We start from the raw sequence: 17649 nt of genomic DNA, 5'->3' as shown, positions 1-17649 counted from the left end.
GCCACCTTGCCCGCGAGCGCATGGGTGCGCCCGTGATGGGGTAAAGTTATACACCGGTTATCCGGTTGCTTCGTACGGTGCCAGCCAATGCATAGCATGCGGGCACCGTACGTTTATCTAGAACCAATTTGGTCCGCAAGAGAGAAATGGAGATGCGTATGATCGCTAAGTTCGATTCCGCCCTCGTGCCATACGTTATCGAGCAGACGCCGCGCGGCGAGCGCAGCTACGATATCTATTCGCGCCTGCTCAACGACCGCATCATCTTCTTGGGCGAGGAGATCAACTCCGTCAGCGCCAACCTGGTCGTTGCCCAGCTGCTGCATCTTGAGAGCCAGGATGCCGAGAAGGATATCTCGCTCTACATCAATTCGCCCGGTGGCGAGGTCTATTCCGGCCTGGCGATTCTGGACACCATGAACTTTATCAAGCCGCAGGTCTCGACCATTTGCGTCGGTATGGCCGCGTCTATGGCCGCCGTGCTGCTTTCGGCCGGCGCCAAGGGCAAGCGCTTCTGCTTGCCGCACTCTAAGGTCATGATTCACCAGCCCAGCGGCGGTGCCCAGGGCCAGCAGACCGAGATTGAGATCGTGGCCGAGGAGATCAAGAAGACCCGCCGCGAGCTCAACCAGATCCTGTCCGACGCGTCGGGCCAGCCCATCGAGAAGGTCCAGGCCGATACCGAGCGCGACAACTACCTGACCGCTGCCGAGGCCCTTGACTACGGCCTGATCGACCGCATTGTCACCTCGCGCGACCTCGCCGCGAAGGACGCCTAGGATGGCCGGTAACATGCAGGACAACTTTGACGAGAACGGCAACCCCATTCGCTGCTCCTTCTGCGGAAAAGAGCAGGGGCAGGTTCGCCGCCTTGTAAAGGGCCCGACCAACATCTTTATCTGCGACGAGTGCGTTGCCGCCTGTTCCGAGATCCTGGAGGAGTCGCTGGCTTCGGACTTTATGGACGCCGCCCGCAACGGCAAGCTGCCGGGCTTCCTCAACGACCATGGCCAGGCAGCCGGTCAGCCTGCCGTGGATCCCGAGGCCGAGGGCTTTGAGCTCGAGGACGACGCCCGCCAGGTCATTACGCACGTGCCGACACCGCACGAGATCTATGACGAGCTTTCGGCCTATGTCATGGGTCAGGAGGACGCCAAGCGCGCCATGTCGGTTGCCGTGTACAACCATTACCGCCGCGTGATCGAGGGCGGTGCTGCGCTTTCGGCCTTTGATGACGGCTTGGATTCGCAGCTCGACGATGATATGGACGAGGTGGAGCTCGCCAAGTCCAACATTTTGCTGCTCGGTCCCACCGGCACCGGTAAGACCTTGCTCGCCCAGACGCTTGCGCGCATCCTCGAGGTGCCGTTTGCCATAGCCGACGCCACTGCGCTCACCGAGGCTGGCTACGTTGGCGAGGACGTGGAGAACATCCTGCTCAAGCTCATCAATGCCGCCGATGGCGATATCGAGCGCGCGCAGGTTGGCATTATCTACGTGGACGAGATCGACAAGATCGCCCGCAAGGCCGAGAACCTCTCCATTACCCGCGATGTTTCGGGCGAGGGTGTTCAGCAGGCGCTGCTTAAGATCCTTGAGGGCACGGTGGCAAGCGTTCCGCCCACCGGCGGTCGCAAGCATCCCCAGCAGGAGCTGCTGCAGATCGACACGACCAACATCCTGTTTATCTGCGGCGGTGCCTTTGTGGGTCTGGACAAGATCATCGCCGATCGCGTGGGCAACAAGGGTGTGGGCTTTAACTCCGAGATCGCCGGCCCCACATCGGTCGACGAGAACGACCTGCTGCGTCAGGTGCTCCCGCAGGATCTCAACGCCTTTGGCATGATCCCCGAGTTTGTGGGACGTACGCCCGTCGTTACCCAGACGCAGGCGCTCGATGAGGACGACCTGGTGTCGATCCTGACCGAGCCCAAGAACGCTGTGGTGCGTCAGTACCGCAAGATGTTCCAGCTGGAGGACGTTGAGCTTGAGTTTGAGGACTCCGCCCTGCACGAGATCGCCCGCATGGCGCTTGCCCGCAAGACCGGCGCCCGCGGCCTGCGCTCCATCTGCGAGGACGTTCTGCAGCAGACGATGTTCGACCTGCCCAGCGAGGAGGGCGTCACCAAGGTCATCGTGACCGAAGCCTCCGTAAAGGGCGAAGAGCAGCCCCAACGCATCTACGGCTAAAACCTGTCAAAACGTTTTTGTCGATAGCCTCCGACCACCCACGGTCGGAGGCTATTTTATATATACGCAATAACCCCAACTACCTGTGCTATTCTGTGTGTTTGTTTAAGCCTCGGCAAAGTCAATTCAGACTGAAGTAATCGATACCTAAGGGGAGGAATGTAGACCCTGGCGGGCCTACATTCCTCCCCGACGGGCAAGGGAGAGATATATGGAAGAGATGCCCAAGAACTACGATCCGTCGACCAACGAGCCGGCGATCCTGCAGAAGTGGCTCGACGGCGGCTACTACAAGCGCCGCGAGGGCGTGGGCGACTGTACCGTCACCATTCCGCCTCCCAACGTGACCGGCAAGCTCCACATGGGCCACGCCACCGACGACTCCATCCAGGACGCCATCATCCGTATGGCCCGCATGCGCGGCAAGTCCACGCGCTGGGTGCTGGGTACCGACCACGCCGGTATCGCCACGCAGACCAAGGTCGACAAGAAACTCAAGAGTGAGGGCATCAGCCGCCTGGAGATTGGCCGCGACAAGTTTGTCGACGCCTGCTGGGACTGGACCCACGAGTACGGCGGCATCATCGTCGAGCAGATCAAGCGCATGGGTTGCTCCGTCGACTTCGACAACGAGCGCTTTACCATGGACGAGGACTACGCCCAGGCCGTGCGCAAGGTGTTCTGCGACTGGTACCACGACGGCCTGATCTACCGCGGCAAGCGCATCGTCAACTGGTGCCCCAACTGCACCACCGCTATTTCGGACGACGAGGCCGAGTACAAGGACGAGAAGGGCCACCTGTGGCACCTGCGCTACCCGCTGACCGAGCCGGTCAACGGCCAGGACTACATCGTCGTCGCCACCACGCGCCCCGAGACCATGCTCGGTGACACGGGCGTTGCCGTCTCCCCGAAGGACCCCGAGAAGGCTGCCTTCGTGGGCAAGACCGTCAAGCTCCCCATCGTTGACCGCGAGATCCCTATCTTTGAGGATTGGCATGTCGACGCCAACTTTGGCTCCGGCTTCGTTAAGGTCACCCCGGCCCACGACCCCAACGACTACGCCATGGGTCAGGCCCACGACCTGCTGCAGATCAATATCTTTGACGAGCACGCGGTGGTCGTCGAGGGCTACGGCGAGTTTACCGGCATGAACCGCGATGAGTGCCGCGAGGCCGTCATCAAGTGGTTCGACGAGCACGGCCTGCTCGATCACGTCGATGAGCACGATCACTCCGTCATGCACTGCTACCGTTGCGACTCCGCGCTGGAGCCGTGGCTGTCCGAGCAGTGGTTCGTGGCCGTCGACAAGCTCAAGGGACCGGCGCTTGACGCCGTCAACTCCGGCAAGGTCACCTTCCACCCCGCGCGCTGGACGCAGACCTACACCACCTGGATGGAGAACCTCAAGGACTGGTGCATCAGCCGCCAGCTGTGGTGGGGCCACCGCATCCCCGTGTTCTACTGCGAGGACTGCGGCTGGGAGGACGCCCTCACCGAGGACACCGATGTGTGCCCCAAGTGCGGCGGGCATCACGTGCACCAGGACGAGAACGTGCTGGACACGTGGTTTAGCTCGCAGCTGTGGACCTTCGCCACGCAGGGCTGGCCGCAAAAGCCGGAGCTGCTCGAGGGCCATCATCCCACGACGGCACTCGTCACCGCGCGCGACATCATCGCGCTGTGGGTCGCCCGCATGGTTATGAGCTCGCTGTACTTCCTGGACGAGGTGCCGTTTAAGGACGTCGTCATCTACCCGACGATTCTTGCCAAGGACGGCAGCCGCATGTCCAAGTCCAAGGGCAACGGCGTTGACCCCATGGACCTCATTGGTATGTATGGCGCCGACGCCATGCGTTACAACCTGCTGACGCTGTGCACCAACAACCAGGACGTCAAGTTTGACGCGAACATCGATAAGAAGACCAAGAAGCTCATCGACAGCCCGCGTACCGACCAGGCTAAGTCGTTTGTGACCAAGATCTGGAACGCCAGCCGCTTCCTGCTTATGAACATGGAGGGCTACACGCCCGGCGAGCCCGTCGTGGAGACGCCGGCCGACGCCTGGATGTTCAGCCGCCTGGCCAAGGCCGTCAAGATGGTCACCGAGGGTATTGAGAACTACACCTTTGGCGACATGGCCCGCGGCGTGCAGCAGTTCTTCTGGAACGAGGTCTGCGACTGGTACGTCGAGGTCACCAAGGCCCGTCTGAAGGGCGAGGGCCGTCTGCAGGCGCAGCGCAACCTGATCTTTGTGCTCGACACCTCCATTCGCCTGATGCACCCGCTCATGCCGTTTGTCACCGAGGAGATTTGGGACAACATGCCGGCGAGCGTGCTCGATCTGGACGCCGAGGGCAACGTGGACCGCGCCGAGGCGCTCATGATTGCCAAGTGGCCCGAGCCCGCCGACTACGCCAAGTACGTTGACGAGCCCGCCGAGCGCGCGTTTGAGCTGTGCCGCACCGTCGTTTCCGCCGCCCGCGCCACGCGTTCGCGTTATCGCTTGAGCCCCAAGGCCGAGCTCGATGTAGTCGTGCGCGCCGGTGCCGAGGACATTGAGAAGCTCGAGAGCCTGCGCTCGACCATCGAGCCGCTGGCCAACACCGCCTCGCTGGTCATGGGTACCGACGTTGAGAAGCCGGGCGCGAGCATCGCTGTGGTCGATAGCGGCATCGAGGTCTTTGTGGTGCTCGAGGGCAAGGTCGACCTTTCGGCCGAGAAGGCGCGCCTGGAGAAGGAGATCGCCGCGGCCCAGAAGGAGCTCCTCGGCTGCGAGAAGACGCTCGCCAACGAGGGCTTTGTGGCCAAGGCCGCGCCCGCGGTGGTCCAGAAGAAGAGGGACCGTGCAGCTGAGCTCAAGGAGATCCTGGCGGCGCTGACTGCTCAGGTTGCTGACTTCTCGTAGGCGGTACTGGGGGACGCGGTTTGGGGCATTGCTCGCTACTGCGGACAGTCCTGCTCGCACGAAGGCCACATTAAGTGGCCTTCGGCTCGTGCGGAACTTGTATCGAGCAAAGCCCCAAACCGCTCCCATGGCGGTTACGGGGCGTCCGCTGTCTGCCGGTTAAGGCCACTGGGTTGTGGCCTTGATCTTGCTGCAAGCGGATAATGGCTGATATTGTCAACGCGAGGGGCTCATTCTTTTTGGTGGGCCTCTTTTTCTGTTATGGGGGACTTTGGGTTATGGCTAAGCGTTCTGGGTCGTATGTCGTTCCTTTCTCGTTTGATTGGCTTTCGTTTGATGAGGCTGTGGGGCTTGCTGCTGATACGGGGCGGATTTCTGGGGATGCAGGGCCTTTGCTTGAGACGGTTGTCGATATGCTCGATGAGCTGGGCCGTCCGGACGAGTACTTTGATTGCGTTCAGGTTGCCGGTACCAATGGCAAGACTTCGACCACGCGTTTTTCGGCTGCTATTCTTCGTGGCGAAGGGCTTAAAACCGCACTGTATACGTCGCCGCAGCTTGTTCGCTATCCCGAGCGCATGGAGGTTGACGGGCGCGTTGTGAGCGACGATGCCTTTGCCCGTGGCGTTTCGGCGGCTGTCGAGGCGGGGCGTCGCGTGAATGCGCACCGTGTGGCGGCGGGGGAGCGCGCCTATACCATCACGCCGTTTGACCTGCTGACGGCTGCTGCGCTTGTGGTGTTTGCCGAGGCTGCGGTGGATGTTGCCGTGCTCGAGGTTGGCATGGGCGGCCGTTGGGACGCCACGAGCGCGACCGATCCCGTCGCCGTTGCCATCACGGGCATTGGGCTCGACCATACACGCATTCTGGGCGATACGCTTGAGGCCATTGCGGGTGAGAAGGCTGCGGTCATTAAGCCCGGACGCCTGGTTGTGCTGGGCGAGGGCACGCACGAGGCGAGCGTTCAGCGCGTGATGGATGCCCGTTGCCGCGAGTGCGGCATCGTGCCGCTCGTGGTGAGCCACGCCACGACTAAGGTGCCGGCGCATGTTGGCGACACGGTGGAGTTTAGCTGCACTACGCCGCGTGCGATCTATGCTTCGAGCATGGTGAAGCCGGCGTATCAGCCGCAGAATGCAGCGTGTGCGATTATGCTGTGCGAGGGGTATCTGGGCCGCGAGCTCGACCATGACAAGCTTGATGCTTCGCTTATGGGCTGCCCCACGCCGGGCCGATTTGATGTTCTGGGAACTGATCCGCTCAAGCTGATTGACGCCTGCCATAATCCCCAGAGCTGCGAGAACTTTGTGAGCGCGCTGGACGAGATCGATCCGTGCGTGGAGAACCGCCCCACGCTGCTGTGTGCCGCGCTGGCCGATAAGGACGTGGCGGGCATCGTTGACGTTCTGGTTCCGGCGTTCCCCCGCGTGGTCGTGACCCAGACCGATTCCGATCGCGCCCTGCCGGCAGAGGAACTCGCCGCTCTCGTTGATGCCGATAAGCTCGCGGGCGTGTACCCCAGCGTGCCCGAGGCCCTCGCTGCCTTCGATGCCGCGGGCGAGCCCTTCGTAGCAGCCGGCACCATCACCCTAGCCGGCGAAGTAGCCGGTCTGCTCCGTTAACCCATCCTGGAGGGTAGCTAATTTGGGACGGGGCTTTTTTAGCTACCCTACCCGGAGTCTTCGAAGCAGGAAACCACATTTGACATAGGGCAGCTAAAAAAGCCCCGTCCCAAATTAGCTACCCAAGTTTCCTCTTCAGTTGGGGATGAGCCTAGTCCAGGCGCATGGCGTCGTGGGGGTAGGCGTTGAGAATCTCGACGCCGTTCTCGGTCACCAGGGCCAGGTCCTCGATGCGGACGCCGGTGCGGCCGGGGAGGTAGATGCCCGGCTCGATGGAGAACGTCATGCCCGGCTCTACGACCTGCTCGTTGACGAGTGAAACGTCGCCCGGCTCGTGGTCCTGCAAGCCGATCGAGTGTCCCAGACGATGCGTGAAGTACTTGCCGTAGCCAGCGTCCTCAATCACGTCGCGCGCGGCGCGGTCCAGGTCGCACATGCGCACGCCCGGTGCGATGAGTGCCTCGGCGGCCTCGTTGGCGCGGCGAACGATGTCGTAGATGCGCGCCGTCTCCTCGTCCGGCTCGCCCCAAAAGAACGTGCGCGTCATGTCCGAGCAGTAGTTGCGATGGCGTCCGCCAATGTCGAACAGCACCACGTCGCCACGCTTGAGCACGGTGTCGTCGGGTTCATGATGCGGGTCGCCGGCGTTGGCGCCAAAGCTCACGATGGGCGGAAAGCTAAAGCCCTCGCAGCCGTGCTTGCGATACAAGCCGAGCATCTGGTCGGCAATCTCGCGCTCCGTCACACCCTCGTGGACGAGTTTGATGGCGTCGGCCATCACAGCGTCGTTAGCGGTCGAGGACGTGCGCATAAGCTCCTGCTCGGTGGCATCCTTGTAGGTGCGTGCGGCGGTGACGGCAAAGTCACCCAGGAAAAACTCGCTGGCGGCGTGGCACTCCATAAGCGGCATCAAAAAGCCGGAGCGCATGACGGTGTCGATGCCGAGCGGTTTGTTCGGATCGACCTCGCGAACGATGGCGTCGGCCACGACGTCAGTATCGGTGTGATAGGCCACGCGGGCATTGTCGTACTCGGGCAGCTGATGCAGCGCGTTGACCAAGATCACAGGTTCGCTATCGCGTGCGAGCAGCACGCCGCAAAAACGCTCGAACATATCGGCATAAAAACCGGTCAGATAGTAAATCGACCACGGGTCGTTTACGAGCAACTGTGCGCCGGGGTGCTGAGCCTCGAGCGCATCAAGCACGTGAGCCACACGCTGGTCATCGACATGTGCCATACATCGTCCTTTCGCTAGGGTGCCACCATGGTATCCCAAGCCCGGCACATAGGGACGCTCCTTTTATGACGGCACTTCGGGACACTCCTTGGCATGGCCAGCCTGGCAAGTGTGCAGGAAAAAGGAGTCATAAGAGGCCCGTCCCAAATGGGCTGGTTTCAAAAGTATGGCGGATTACGGGGCTGGACCTGTATTACTTGACCATGGGTAAAATCGCGAAATTAAAACCGCAGGTAGACGGCTTATCAAAAATCGAAAACTGCCGGTATGGATGGGGGTCTCCGAATCGGCCCCGTAATCCGGCATAGTTTTGAAATGGCACTAAAGTAGGCACAAGCTGAATACCGATTCCAAGGATAGTTGCGGTGGAATAGTTCCTGGATGCCGGGGTTTTGGCGGAAATCAGGAACTATTTCACCGCAATTGAGGAGGGGCGGGGTGGATGGCGGGGTAGCTAAAAGAGCTCCGTCCCTAATTAGCTACTTGGGCTCGGTCGATGTCCATGCTGGCGATTAGGTTGATGTTGGTGCCTAGGAGGTTCTCTAGCACGACGTCGCCCATGCGGATGGGGGCGTTGACGACTAGGCCTCGGATGAGGGCCATGGCTTGGGCGTGGAGCGCCAGCGGGATGGCTTCGGCCGTGCGCACGGGGAGCAGGGCTTCGTCGCCGCCGGAGACGGCGACGGTGGTGGTGAGTACGCGCATGGGGCAGGTGAGTTCCTGGTGCGCGAACTTGTCGCCGCGCGGGCAGCTGTTGCCGGTTACGGAGCGCACCTCTACTACGGCGCCGTCTGCGTCACGCTCTACCTCTACGGTCAGGAGACACTCGGATGGGCAGGTGGTGCAGTTGAACTGCAGCGTTTCGATTGCGTTATCGCTCATGGACTACGCCTCCTCAACAGGGTCGACGGATAGGACAATCTCGCTGACGCCCAGGTTGAGTGCGCGTTGAATTACCTTTGCCGGCAGCGGGAAGCTCTCCATTACGCTTGGCTTAAACGCGCGGACCTTGCCTGCGAATAGCTCCTCGTTGCCTGCCAGAATGCGCACGCGGGCGGCGTCGACCGGCCGGCGTACACGAAAGTTGAGTTTGGTGAGCGCCATGGCCGTAATGCGTCCCGGTAGCGCGTATCCCGCAATGCTGGCAGGGGAGACGGTGAGCTCGCAGTCTGGAATGGTGCCCGCGTCGTTCCCCAGCGCGTACGCCGCTGCAGCTGCGCCAGCCCTCTCGGACTCGGTCGTTACGTTGTCGGCCAGGTCGTGCACGTGCAACACGTTGCCGCAGGCAAAGATACCCGGCACGCCCGTCTGCAGGCTCTGGTCCACCACGGCGCCGCGCGTACGTGGGTCAAGCTCAACGCCCGCGCCCACCGAAAGCTCGTTCTCGGGAATCAATCCCACCGAAAGCAGCAGTGTGTCGCACGGAACAATGCGCTCGGTCCCCGGAATGGGCGCCAGGCGCTCGTCGACTTGGCTTACCTCGACGGCTTCCACGCGGTCGTGTCCGATCACGCGCGTGACGGTGGTGGACAGACGCAGCGGAATTCCAAAGTCGTCCAGGCAGTTTTTTACATTGCGGCGCAGACCGTTGACGTGCGGCATGAGCTCATACACGCCCTCGACCGAAATCCCCTCGAGCGTGCAGCGACGTGCCATGATGAGCCCGATATCGCCTGAACCCAAAATGACGGCGCGCGAGCCGGGTTTGAGGTTCTCGATATTGATGTATCGCTGCGCCAAGCCGGCCGTAAACACGCCGGCGGGACGACTGCCGGGGATCTTGATCTCGCTGCGCGTGCGCTCGCGGCAGCCCATGGCAAGGACGATCGCGCGCCCGTTTAGCTGCAGCATACCGGAGGGATTCATGAGCGTGACGGTATGGACCGCGGTGTCTTCCGTAGGCTCGCCTGAATCAATCCCAATTACCATGCTGTTCAGGAACAGCGCAATGTCGGTTGCGCGCACCTGGTCGATAAAGCGCTGTGCGTACTCGGGACCGGTGAGCTCCTGTTTAAAGTGCGACAGGCCAAAGCCGGGGTGGATGCACTGGCGCAGTATGCCGCCCAGGTGCTGCTCGCGCTCCACGATGGCCACGCGTGCGCCGGCCTTATGCGCGGCAAGTGCGGCCGCCATACCGGCGGGGCCGCCTCCGATGACGACCACGTCGAAGGCTTGCGTTGCCACGGCGCTCGCCTCCGCTCGTCCATCGCGCATATCAAACGTCGCCATCCTAGCGCACCCCCTTCAGCGGTCCCTCGACCAACCAAGATCCGGCATCCTCCAACAGCACCTCGCTGGGGTCGCAGCCCAACTCGCGAGCAAGGATCGCAACCACGCGGCTCTGGCAAAAGCCACTTTGGCACCGACCCATGCCGGCGCGGCAGCGTCGCTTGACGCCCTCGACCGAAACTGCGCCCGGCTGGCGCCGAATCGCGGCCACAATCTCGGCCTCGGGTACCGTCTCACAGCGGCAGATAATCTGTCCCCACGCGGGATCGGACTCGATCAGCTCCTCCTTGCGCGCCAGCGGTGCGCGGTCAAAGTCGTCCGGCGCGCGGCGAATTGGGTTCCAGTCTGCCCGCTCGTGCAGCTCCACGCCCGCCTCACGCATCACAAGCTCCATGCGCTCGGCAATTGCCGGCGCGCTCGCCACGCCCGGCGACTGAATGCCCGCTGCCTGGAACAGCCCTGGCACCACGGCCGACTGTCCAATAAAGAAGTCGTTCGTTCCCTGAATGACCGGGCGCCCGCCGGCAAATGCGCGCACCACGCGGCGCGTATCCAGATCGGGCACCAGTTTGCGCGCGCCGGTCAGCAGCGCGTTCACATCGCTCGCATAGGTCTGCGTGTCGCCCGGCTCGCGCACGGCAGCCGTGGCGGTGATCACGGTGTTGCCATGCACGGTGCCCGTCACGATAACGCCTTTCGACACCGGCGTCGGCACGGGGTAGAGCGGCATGAGCGTGCGCGGCTCCTTGTCCAGCACCACGATGTTGCCCTGACGCCAGACCATCTGGAACTCCTCGGCGCCCGCCATATGCGAGATGTCCGCGGCGCCGTTGCCCGCGGCATTGATCAGGTAGCGGCAGCGCACGTTGCCAGCGGGGGTCGCCAGCGTAAAGCGCGAGCCGTCGCCCGAGCCAGCAACCTCAATCGCCTCCACCGGTGCGGAGCGCATAAATGTCACCCCGTTGGCCACGGCATTCTCCAGCGCGGCGATGGCAACCTCAAACGGGTCGACAAATCCAGTCGAGGGGCACCACAACGCGCACGTTGCATCGGCACTGGCGCGCGGCTCTAATTCGTGGATGCGGTCGGGTCCGATGATCGACAGCTCGGGCACGCCGTTGGCAAGGCCGTTGCACCGCAGCTGCTCCAGATGCGCGCGGTCCTCGTCGTTAAAGCCCAACACCATCGATCCGGTGCGACGGAACAAAAAGCCCAGCTCCTGCGCCCACGTACCGTACAGCTCACAACCACGAGCGTTGACCTGGGCCTTAACCGTGCCCGGCGCCGGATCGTAGCCAGCGTGCACCAGGCCGCCGTTGGCCTTCGACGCGCCCAGCGCAATATCGTTAGCCGCCTCGACCACGCAAATGGACAGGTCATAGCGCGCGAGCTGCCGCGCGATGGCGCATCCGGTGATGCCCGCGCCGACAATCGCGATATCAAACGTTTCTGTCACAGTGCCTCCCAGACGAGTTGACAGGCTGTCAATAAGACTATCCTACGGTCTGCACACCCTCAGTGCGGCGGCAATGCGGCGAACAGCCCCGCAGCGCCCGCTAACGGCAGACGAGGGGAGACTCAGTAACGTCGATAACTTCGTCTGCCGCCCCTGGCGTCAGAGGTTTGTCTCGTTCTGTAACATCTAGGACCGGATTCCGCTCCCACCTGTTACAGATTGAGATGTTTGTGTCCGCGCCGGATCCGTACCCAGCCGTAGTCCCATATAAACAAACCCCGTGGTAAACTTGACCGTACTGTAAATATCCCGAAAGGTATCCGTAATGTCCAAGTACATCTCTGAGCTCATGTCGCCGCAGCTTATGGGCGTCGTCTATGCCTTCGTTGGCTTTATCATCGCCCTGTATGTGCTGTCGGTCGTCTATGTGTTCATCGACGCTCGCCGCCGCGGCGCCAGCGCCTACGTGGCATGGGGCATCATCGCCCTCATCCCGTTTGTGGGCCTCATTGCCTACCTGGTCCTGCGTCCGCACTCCTACGCGTCCGACCGCGAGGAGCAGGAGCTGGACATGGCCCTGCGCGAGCGCCAACTTGCCCAGTACGGCACCTGCCCGCAGTGCGGCGCGCCCATCGAGAAGGACTTTGTTGTCTGCCCGGTGTGCGATACTCAGGTTCGCAATGTCTGCCCCAGCTGCCATCGCCCGCTCGATGCGCACTGGAAGGTCTGCCCCTACTGCCGAACTCGCATCCAGTAACGCATCCATCGCCGGGCCGGCCGCAAGCCACGGGCACCGTGCGTCCCGCGCAAGCCATGCGCGCCCCGCAGCCCCGCCCCACACGATGAAGCATGCGTAGAAAATCGCCCGCCGTGCCATTGAGGTGCGGCGGGCGCTTGTATACCAAGGCAACCTGCCTATAATGATGCAAGTCAAAAACGCCGAGCGCATCGCACGCACTTGCATCAGGCATCCGAGAGGAGAAAACATACCCATGAAGGTACTCTACAATGACGGTTCGGTGGCCGAGCTCCCGCAGGACGAGGTCACGCACGTCATCCGCCACTCCGCCGCGCACATCATGGCGCAGGCCATCAAGCGCCTCTATCCCGAGGCCGACTTTGCCTACGGCCCCGCGACCGACAACGGCTTTTACTACGATGTCGACCTGCCCGAGGGCGTCAAGATCAGCGAGGACGACTTCCCCGCGATCGAGGCCGAGATGAAGAAGATCGTTAAGGAGAACCTCAAGTTCTCCGTGTACGAGAAGCCCCGCGCCGAGGCCATTGCCCTTATGGAGGAGCGCGGCGAGAAGTACAAGGTCGAGCACATCGGCGACCTGGACGATGACGCCCGCATCACCTTCTACCAGCAGGGCGACTACATCGACATGTGCGTCGGCCCCCACATCTGCTACACCAAGGCGTTGAAGGCCTTTAAGCTCACCGGCGTCTCGGGCGCCTACTGGAAGGGCGACAAGGACAACAAGATGCTCACTCGCATCAACGGCGTCGCCTTTGCCACCAAGGAAGAGCTCGACGAGCACATGCACATGCTGGAGGAGGCCAAGAAGCGCGACCACCGCAAGATCGGCCGCGAGATGGACCTCTTTATGATGCGCGACGAGGCCCCCGGCTTCCCGTTCTTCCTGCCCAACGGCATGATCCTTAAGAACACGCTGCTGGACTACTGGCGCGAGATCCACCTCAAGGCCGGCTACGTGGAGATCTCCACGCCGCTCATCATGAACAAGCAGCTGTGGAAGACCTCGGGCCACTGGGACCACTACAAGGACAACATGTACTCCACCGTCATTGACGACGAAGAGTACTGCATTAAGCCCATGAACTGCCCGGGCGGCGTGCTGGTGTACGCCTCCAAGCCGCACTCCTACCGCGAGCTGCCCATTCGCGCCGGCGAGATTGGCCTGGTGCACCGCCACGAGCTGCGCGGCGCCCTGCACGGCCTGTTCCGCGTGCGCTGCTTTAACCAGGACGACGCCCACCTGTTTGTGCGTCCCGACCAGCTGACCGACGAGATCGTGGGCGTGGTCAACCTCATCGACTCCGTGTACCAGAAGTTTGGCTTTAAGTACCACGTTGAGCTTTCCACTCGCCCCGAGGACTCCATGGGTTCCGACGAGGACTGGGCACGCGCCGAGGAGGGCCTGCGCACCGCTCTGGAGAAGCTGGGCATGGACTACGAGGTCAACGAGGGCGACGGCGCCTTCTACGGTCCCAAGATCGACTTCCACCTGGAGGACTCGCTCGGCCGTACCTGGCAGTGCGGTACCGTCCAGCTCGACTTCCAGATGCCGCTCAACTTTGATCTGGAGTACGTGGACGCCGACGGCACCAAGAAGCGCCCCATCATGCTGCACCGCGTATGCTTTGGCTCCATCGAGCGCTTCATCGGTATTCTGATTGAGCACTTTGCTGGCAAGTTCCCCACCTGGCTGGCTCCCGTGCAGGTCAAGGCGCTTCCCGTCTCTGAGAAGAGCCGCGACTACGCCCACGAGGTGTGCGCCAAGCTGGAGGCGGCCGGCATTCGCGTGGTCTGCGACGACCGCGACGAGAAGATCGGCTACAAGATCCGCGAGGCCCGCAGCATCGACCGCGTGCCCTACATGCTCATCCTGGGCGAGAAGGAGGTCGAGGCCGGCAACATCTCCGTCCGCGATCGCTCCAACGAGACCGTTCAGATGAGCGTTGACGAGTTTGTTGCCAAGGTTCTCGAGGAGATCAAGACCCGCGCCTAAGGCAAGCAACACAACAATTAACAAAGGCGACCGTCCACAAAGGACGGTCGCCTTTTTTCATACCCAAATAAAAAAAGCCGCTGGTTGAGCGGTTTTTTTTGTTGTACAAAAAGGTACAGGTTTTTATAGAGGGGTATGGAGATGTACCTACTAGCAGTACATTTTGCGTAATCTGGGCAAACGCTGATTAATTGCTCGTATAATGTCGTCTGTAGAAAGATACAAAAACCTGTACTTTTGCGACTGCGCCTAGCTGCGAGCGAGAAGCCTGTTCTAAACGCCCCTGCATTTGCGTGCATCGCAAAGCCAAAAGAGGGGGGCGAGAACATGGAACAGACTACACGGCGCCAAGAGCAGCTGCCGGGTGCTTTTAGCGGCGCCACCACCAACAGCCAGCACGGTCGCGTCCGCTGGTATCTGGCTCACACCCCCAATGGAAAAGAGCGCGAGACCTGCGAAAAGGTCCGCCGCATTATCCCGCACGAACTGATGCAGGACGCTTTTGTGATGCAAAAGGAGTTCTGGTTTAAGCGGGACGGCGCATGGTCGCTCCAAACCAAACCTATGTACAAGGAATACTTCTTCGTCGCCACGCGCGATGCCGCCGTGCTCGATAGGGCTTTGGCCCAGTTGAGCTTTGGCTGCCGCATTGCCGGCAGCAGGGAGCGGGCCTATGCGCCCATGCCGGACGACGCGCAGGACTGGTACCGCAGCGTGCTCGACGACGACGGCGTTGTGCGCAACAGCGTGGCCCGTATAGAAGACGGCGTGCTGCACATAGAGCAGGGGCCCTTGGTGGGGCAAGAAGCCCGCGTAAAGAAGATCGATCGTCATAAGCGCTGGTGCCTGGTGGACGTGGGCGAAGGCGACTCCGCTTTCAGGGAGCTGCTTCCGCTGGACGTGCCCAGCAAGACGTAAGGGGACGTTGCGCCAGCAGTTAATTCAAATTTTGAGTTCATAGATGGGGGGGTTCCTGGGGACAGGAACGTATGTTTTATTGTGGCTGAAAAAGAAGTAACAGAGAGCTGTGTGTCCGTGGGGGACGCACTGGCTAATAAAGAGATTAAACCGAGCGGTACGCTTGGCTACCGCTTTATTAAGAGGCTGTTTGACCTTGTATTCAGTCTTTTGATGAGCGTACTGCTGCTTATCCCTATCGCCATTGTGTGTGCGCTCATCAGCCTTGAATCGCCTGGCAGTCCTATGTATACGCAAGAACGAGTTGGCAAGGGCGGAAAGACCATCAAGATTTTTAAGCTCCGCAGCATGGTCTCCGACGCTGGCGAAGTACATAAGTACCTTAGCCCTGAGCAGCTACATCAGTGGGAAGTTGAGCGCAAGGTTGACGATGACCCCCGCATTACCAAGGTTGGTCGGTTCATCCGTAAGTGCTCAATTGACGAGATGCCGCAGTTTCTCAACGTGCTGAACGGCGATCTTTCCGTTATTGGGCCGCGCCCCATTACACAGGATGAGCTCGAGCAGCATTTTACTGATGAAGAAAAAGCTGAGTTGCTTTCTGTTCAGCCTGGCATTACGGGCCTGTGGCAGGCGACTGATCGTAATGCCGCTACCTTCGAGAGCGGTTTGCGTCAAAAAATTGAACTAAATTACGTGCGCAATCGCTGCTTTCGCATGGACTGGAAGTGCTTCACAGGCACCTTCAGTGCCATGTTCGGCAAGAAGAGGACGGGGCGATAGATGGAAATCTCCGTCATCATTCCGACTCTTAATGCTGAGCATGAAATCGATGGGCTTTTAATTGCCCTCGAACATCAGTCTATTCAGCCGGTTGATATCCTGATCGTTGATTCCGCTTCGGAAGATAAAACTATAGAGCTGGTCCGGCAGCACAAAAGAGTCCGCCTGCTGAAGATTGATCGCCAGGATTTCAACCACGGCACCACAAGAGACATGGCGCTAAGGGAGTCCAGGGGTGACTTTGTATGCTTCCTTACTCAAGATGCTGTGCCCGTTTCTGATGATTACCTGGAGCGGCTTGTTGCTCCCATGGTTGATGATTCCGATATTGCTCTCGTAAGCGGCAGGCAGCTGCCTAAGGCGGATGCCCGACGTTTTGAACAGCTGGTGCGTGGTTTTAACTATCCCGACTGGCCATCCGTTCGTTCCAAATATGATCTCGAGAAACTCGGTATTAAGACGTTCTTTGCATCTGATGCCTGTTCTGCCTATCGACGAACTGCATATCTCGAATGCGGCGGATTTGAGCACGTTAACACTAACGAGGACATGCTCATGGCGGCAAGGTTTATCGCTTCAGGGTTGAAGGTGGCTTACGAGCCGCGTGCAGAGGTCTATCACTCGCATAACTTGACGCCATCCCAACAATTTACCCGCAACCGCGCTGTCGGCTTCTTTCTCGAAACGCATGCAGACGAACTCATGCATGCAAGTGAGATTGGTGAAGGAGGCCGGCTCGCCAAGATGGTTTCGTTGCAACTTCTACGAGAGGGAAGTCTTGGCGAGTTCGTTGCTTTCGGAGTCGACTGCTGCGCCCGCCTTCTCGGAAATCGCGCTGGCCGCAGGGCAGCAAGAAATGAAAGGTTATAGCTAATGAAAGGCATTATCCTCGCCGGCGGGTCCGGCACCCGCCTGTACCCGCTCACGCTCGTGACCTCCAAGCAGCTGCTGCCGGTCTACGACAAGCCCATGATCTACTACCCGCTGTCCACGCTCATGCTGGCGGGCATCCGGGACATCCTGGTCATCTCCACCCCGACCGACCTCCCCAACTTCGAGCGCCTGCTCGGGGACGGCTCGCGCTACGGCGTGAACCTCTCCTACGCCGAGCAGCCCTCGCCGGACGGCCTCGCGCAGGCGTTCACCATCGGCGAGGACTTCATCGCCGGCGAGCCGTGCGCCCTCGTGCTCGGCGACAACATCTTCTACGGCAACGGCCTCAGCCGTCATCTGACGCGCGCCGTCCAGAACGCCGAGTCGGGCCGCGCCACGGTCTTCGGCTACCACGTGGACGACCCCGAGCGCTTCGGCGTCGTGGAGTTCGATCGCGAGGGCCGCGCCGTCTCCATCGAGGAGAAGCCCGCCCAGCCCAAGAGCCCCTACGCCGTCACCGGCCTGTATTTCTGCCCGGGCGACGTGGCCGCCAAGGCCCACGAGGTCAAGCCCTCCGCCCGCGGCGAGCTGGAGATCACCACGCTCAACCAGATGTACCTGGAGGAGGGGACCCTGTCCGTGGTCACCCTCGGCCGCGGCTACGCGTGGCTGGA

At 61.1% G+C, this 17649-nt stretch carries 14 protein-coding genes; 10 read left to right on the top strand and 4 right to left on the bottom strand.

Annotated features, from left to right (window positions below; translation table 11 throughout):
- Nucleotides 1-158: 158 nt before the first annotated feature.
- The 4 genes from DWZ22_RS09220 to DWZ22_RS09205 all read left to right on the top strand — a co-directional run bounded on the left by DWZ22_RS09220 (nucleotide 159) and on the right by DWZ22_RS09205 (nucleotide 6720).
- Entirely contained in the window at nucleotides 159-779 is a 621-nt protein-coding gene (locus tag DWZ22_RS09220) for an ATP-dependent Clp protease proteolytic subunit (RefSeq protein ID WP_022095182.1), read from the top strand.
- Between the two features lies 1 nt (nucleotide 780).
- Nucleotides 781-2190 (top strand): ATP-dependent Clp protease ATP-binding subunit ClpX, encoded by a 1410-nt coding sequence (gene clpX, locus DWZ22_RS09215; RefSeq protein WP_118405976.1) that lies wholly within the window; start codon nucleotides 781-783, stop codon nucleotides 2188-2190.
- A gap of 211 nt (nucleotides 2191-2401) precedes the next feature.
- Complete coding sequence (locus tag DWZ22_RS09210) at nucleotides 2402-5098, top strand: valine--tRNA ligase (RefSeq protein ID WP_118405975.1); 2697 nt, start codon at nucleotides 2402-2404, stop codon at nucleotides 5096-5098.
- A gap of 278 nt (nucleotides 5099-5376) precedes the next feature.
- Nucleotides 5377-6720 (top strand): folylpolyglutamate synthase/dihydrofolate synthase family protein, encoded by a 1344-nt coding sequence (locus DWZ22_RS09205; protein ID WP_118405974.1) that lies wholly within the window; start codon nucleotides 5377-5379, stop codon nucleotides 6718-6720.
- Between the two features lie 151 nt (nucleotides 6721-6871).
- On the opposite strand, the gene DWZ22_RS09200 is transcribed toward DWZ22_RS09205, so the two are convergent.
- The 4 genes from DWZ22_RS09200 to DWZ22_RS09185 all read right to left on the bottom strand — a co-directional run bounded on the left by DWZ22_RS09200 (nucleotide 6872) and on the right by DWZ22_RS09185 (nucleotide 11645).
- Complete coding sequence (locus tag DWZ22_RS09200; protein ID WP_199583485.1) at nucleotides 6872-7960, bottom strand: Xaa-Pro peptidase family protein; 1089 nt, start codon at nucleotides 7958-7960, stop codon at nucleotides 6872-6874.
- A gap of 471 nt (nucleotides 7961-8431) precedes the next feature.
- Complete coding sequence (locus DWZ22_RS09195; protein WP_118405973.1) at nucleotides 8432-8842, bottom strand: DUF1667 domain-containing protein; 411 nt, start codon at nucleotides 8840-8842, stop codon at nucleotides 8432-8434.
- 3 nt (nucleotides 8843-8845) lie between these two features.
- Nucleotides 8846-10189 (bottom strand): NAD(P)/FAD-dependent oxidoreductase, encoded by a 1344-nt coding sequence (locus DWZ22_RS09190; RefSeq protein ID WP_233546486.1) that lies wholly within the window; start codon nucleotides 10187-10189, stop codon nucleotides 8846-8848.
- 1 nt (nucleotide 10190) lies between these two features.
- Nucleotides 10191-11645, bottom strand: a complete 1455-nt coding sequence (locus tag DWZ22_RS09185) for an NAD(P)/FAD-dependent oxidoreductase (RefSeq protein WP_118405972.1) — start codon at nucleotides 11643-11645, stop codon at nucleotides 10191-10193.
- Between the two features lie 325 nt (nucleotides 11646-11970).
- On the opposite strand from DWZ22_RS09185, the gene DWZ22_RS09180 reads away from it, so the two are divergent.
- The 6 genes from DWZ22_RS09180 to rfbA all read left to right on the top strand — a co-directional run.
- Complete coding sequence (locus DWZ22_RS09180; protein ID WP_055251579.1) at nucleotides 11971-12402, top strand: zinc ribbon domain-containing protein; 432 nt, start codon at nucleotides 11971-11973, stop codon at nucleotides 12400-12402.
- Between the two features lie 235 nt (nucleotides 12403-12637).
- Nucleotides 12638-14401, top strand: a complete 1764-nt coding sequence (thrS, locus tag DWZ22_RS09175; RefSeq protein ID WP_118405971.1) for a threonine--tRNA ligase — start codon at nucleotides 12638-12640, stop codon at nucleotides 14399-14401.
- Between the two features lie 327 nt (nucleotides 14402-14728).
- A complete protein-coding gene (locus DWZ22_RS09170; RefSeq protein ID WP_118405970.1) occupies nucleotides 14729-15319 on the top strand; it encodes a hypothetical protein in 591 nt (196 codons plus the stop codon).
- A gap of 81 nt (nucleotides 15320-15400) precedes the next feature.
- A complete protein-coding gene (locus DWZ22_RS09165; protein ID WP_199583484.1) occupies nucleotides 15401-16102 on the top strand; it encodes a sugar transferase in 702 nt (233 codons plus the stop codon).
- Nucleotides 16103-16972 carry a glycosyltransferase family 2 protein gene (locus DWZ22_RS09160; RefSeq protein WP_118405969.1) on the top strand — a complete coding sequence of 290 codons (870 nt, stop codon included), beginning with the start codon at nucleotides 16103-16105 and terminating at the stop codon, nucleotides 16970-16972.
- Nucleotides 16973-16975: 3 nt separating this feature from the next.
- Nucleotides 16976-17649 (top strand): glucose-1-phosphate thymidylyltransferase RfbA (gene rfbA, locus DWZ22_RS09155; RefSeq protein ID WP_118405968.1); only part of this gene is annotated, 674 nt, incomplete at its 3' end.

The organism is Collinsella sp. AF31-11 (genome assembly GCF_003475605.1).
Taxonomy (GTDB): Bacteria; Actinomycetota; Coriobacteriia; order Coriobacteriales; family Coriobacteriaceae; genus Collinsella.
The sequence above is the reverse complement of the archived record's forward strand: the minus strand, read 5'-3'. Positions and strand labels throughout refer to the sequence as shown.